This window comes from Methylocaldum sp. 14B, from assembly GCF_002005105.1.
Classification (GTDB): Bacteria; Pseudomonadota; Gammaproteobacteria; order Methylococcales; family Methylococcaceae; genus Methylocaldum.
On the sequence record NZ_MSCV01000066.1, the window covers coordinates 1 to 3,081 of the forward strand.

Below are 3,081 nucleotides of genomic sequence, written 5' to 3' on the forward strand. Positions count from 1 at the left end.
AAGCCATCGAACGTTAGTCAAACAATGAAAGCGTGACTCCTATTAACCCGGCCTATAAATATAGGCCGGGTTAATCCGGGGCAGGGATGCCCCGGCGCGGCGACAAGCCGCGTGAGCCCAGGCCGGGCGTGTACCGGGCCTGGGCGGCGGCCCGAAATACCAGGAGGGTATTTACGGGCCTGATTAATAATTAATCTCCGCAACTGCAACCGCTATCGCTATCGCTGCCTGAGCCGTTATCCCCTGAACTGCAATCGACGCTTGAGGAAACTGAATCACTGGGTTGTGACCAAGAGTTAGAGCTCGAATCATAACTACCGCTGTTCCAGTGCGATCGGCGCTTTCTACCCGTCCTGATCGCAAACCAAAGCAGCGAGAGCAAAAACGTAATAAGCAGCCCCGTTCCGACACCCATTGATACCCCCTAGCGATTGATTATCTGATTCTGTATCTCACAGAATTTAAAGGATAGTCGCTGGCGAATTGGAAAAAGTACCCGGCCGACACCCCCAAAGATCCGCTGATTATCACGCTCCATGCCCTACGGGCGGGCCTCTGCAAAATGGTCAACGAAGGCAAAATCGAACTCGAAGAAGCGATCCGGATTTGGGACATCGAGCACGCGCGAAGCGCCAATGAGCGGCTGGTGGATGATATGAAGCGCGGCCGGAAACGTACGCTTTGAACCATCGGGCATTAGCCAAATAACTAAAGCCTGCCCCCCCTCTCAAGCTCTGGCTTGGGAACTCATACCTCGGAAGCTCTAACTTCACGACCATACGGTCGGCATCGATCATCCTTTCTTCCCGGAGTTTCGTAGTTGGGTTGACGCTTCGTGGAAGTCCAGCCTGTCCGCTACGTATCTTTATCTATACTTCTTCGTGCCTAGCCTCATTGTGAGGCGCTACTAATTTTTTGCGCTCATGCGTAGCGTCCATGCTGCAGGACTGGGGGATTGCCGCATTTAGCGGCTTTTTTCATGGCAAAGGCGCCATTCAGGAGAGTTGCACATGCGCTGTTCAAGATTTTTCTTTGGTATTCAGAGTGCCTCTATAGCTACCATAACTATTTTTAGTTGCTTTGCCTCTTTTGCGGCGCAGGCGGCAACTCCTTTGCCATCCATGGCAGACCCAAATCTACAAAACTGCCTAACAGAACAGGCCAATCGTAACGGTTGGCAGTACGTTGAGCAGGTAGTCCAGTTGGAGTGTCCCGGTCGGAATATCATTAGATTGGAAGGATTGGAGGGGCTTTTCAGTCTTACTGAGCTCGACTTGAGCAAGAATAATATTCAGGACGTCTGGCCACTCGCTTCACTGCAAACCTTAACCAAGCTTAATCTCTCCGGTAATTCGACTCTGGCCATTTGGCAGGTGCGCCCGGTGATCGACATGAACCGGGGACTAAGCAGCTTGGGACTCAACGGCATCGAGATCGGCTCGTTTGACAACCTCGGGCCGCTGATCAATTGGGAGACGGGCGAGCCTTACGCCTTGACGGAGCTGGATCTGGGCAACACTCACCTGACCGATCCCAACGGCGGCAAGAGCCTCGACTTCCTGATGCCGTTTGGCAGCACGCTGACCCGCCTCAATGTCGCCGGCAACGGCATTAACAATATCCAGGTCTTGGGAAGCTGGAACTGGAACCTGAATAGCCCGAATTTCAGCCAACTCCGAGAGCTGGATCTATCGAACAATGCTCTTATCGAGGTAGTCCCCCTCACGTCGCTACACAATCTGACTAAGCTCAATCTTTCCGGCAACCGTCGCGTGGCGCTCATGCAAGTGCGCCCGGTGATCGACATGAGTTGGGAACTAACTAGTCTAGGGCTCAACGGCATCGAGATCGGCTCGTTCGACAACCTGGGACCGCTGACCAACCCGCATACCGGTCAGCCCTACGCGCTGGCGGAATTGGATCTAGGCAATACCCACCTGACCGATCTCAACGGCGGCCATAGCCTCGACTTTCTCATGCCGTTTGCCGGCACGCTGACCCGGCTCAACGTCGCGGGCAATGGCATCGATAACATTCAGGCCTTCGCGAGTTGGGGATCGAACGGTCCAAACTTCAACCAACTCAAAGAGCTGGATCTGTCGAACAATGCTCTAGTGGACGTCTGGCCGCTTAGTCCGCTGCACAATCTGACCAAGCTCAATCTCTCCGGTAATCAGAACCTTGCCATCTGGCAGGTGCGTCCCGTGATCGACATGAACCAGGGATTGACCAGTCTGGGGCTCAACGGTATCGAGATCGGCTCGTTCGACAACCTCGGGCCGCTGACCAACTGGGAGACTGGACAGCCTTATGCTTTACAGGAACTGGACTTGGGTAACACTCATCTGACCGATCTCAATGGCGGCAAGAGCCTCGACTTTCTCATGCCGTTTGGCAGCACACTGACCCGGCTTAACGTCGCGGGCAACGGCATTGACAGCATCCACGTCTTGGGAAGCTGGGGTTCTTCGTACAACCCGAACTTCATGCAACTTAGGGAGCTGGACCTGTCGAATAACGCCCTGATTGATGTAGCCCCTCTCAGCGCGCTGCATCAGCTGACTAAGCTCAACCTCTCGGGCAACCAGAGCCTGGCTATCTGGCAGGTGCGTCCGGTGATCGACATGAACCGGGGATTGACCAGCTTGGGACTCAATGGCATCGAGATTGGCTCATTCGACAACCTCGGGCCGCTGATTAATTGGGAGACCGGCAAGCCCTACGCCTTGGCGGAACTGGACCTGGGCAACACCCACCTGACTGATCCCAACGGCGGCAAGAGTCTCGACTTCCTGATGCCGTTTGGCAGCACCTTGACTCGGCTCAACGTCGCCGGCAATGGCATTAACAATATCCAGGTCTTTGCCGGCTGGGGACCGAACGGCCCGAACTTTGTCCAGCTCAAAGAGCTGGACCTATCGAAAAACGCCCTGGTGGACGTCTGGCCCCTCGGCCCACTGCACAATCTGACCAAGCTCAACCTCTCGGGCAATCCAAACCTCGCCATTTGGCAAGTACGCCCGGTGATCGACATGAACCGGGGGCTGACCAGCCTGGGGCTCAACGGTATCGAGATCGGCT

Annotated in this window: 1 protein-coding gene; it reads left to right on the plus strand. The window is 55.0% G+C overall.

Going from position 1 to position 3,081, the window contains the following annotated elements; translation table 11 throughout:
- Positions 1 to 1,274: 1,274 nt before the first annotated feature.
- Positions 1,275 to 3,081 (plus strand): leucine-rich repeat domain-containing protein (locus tag B2A78_RS25355; RefSeq protein ID WP_168175560.1); only part of this gene is annotated, 1,807 nt, incomplete at its 3' end.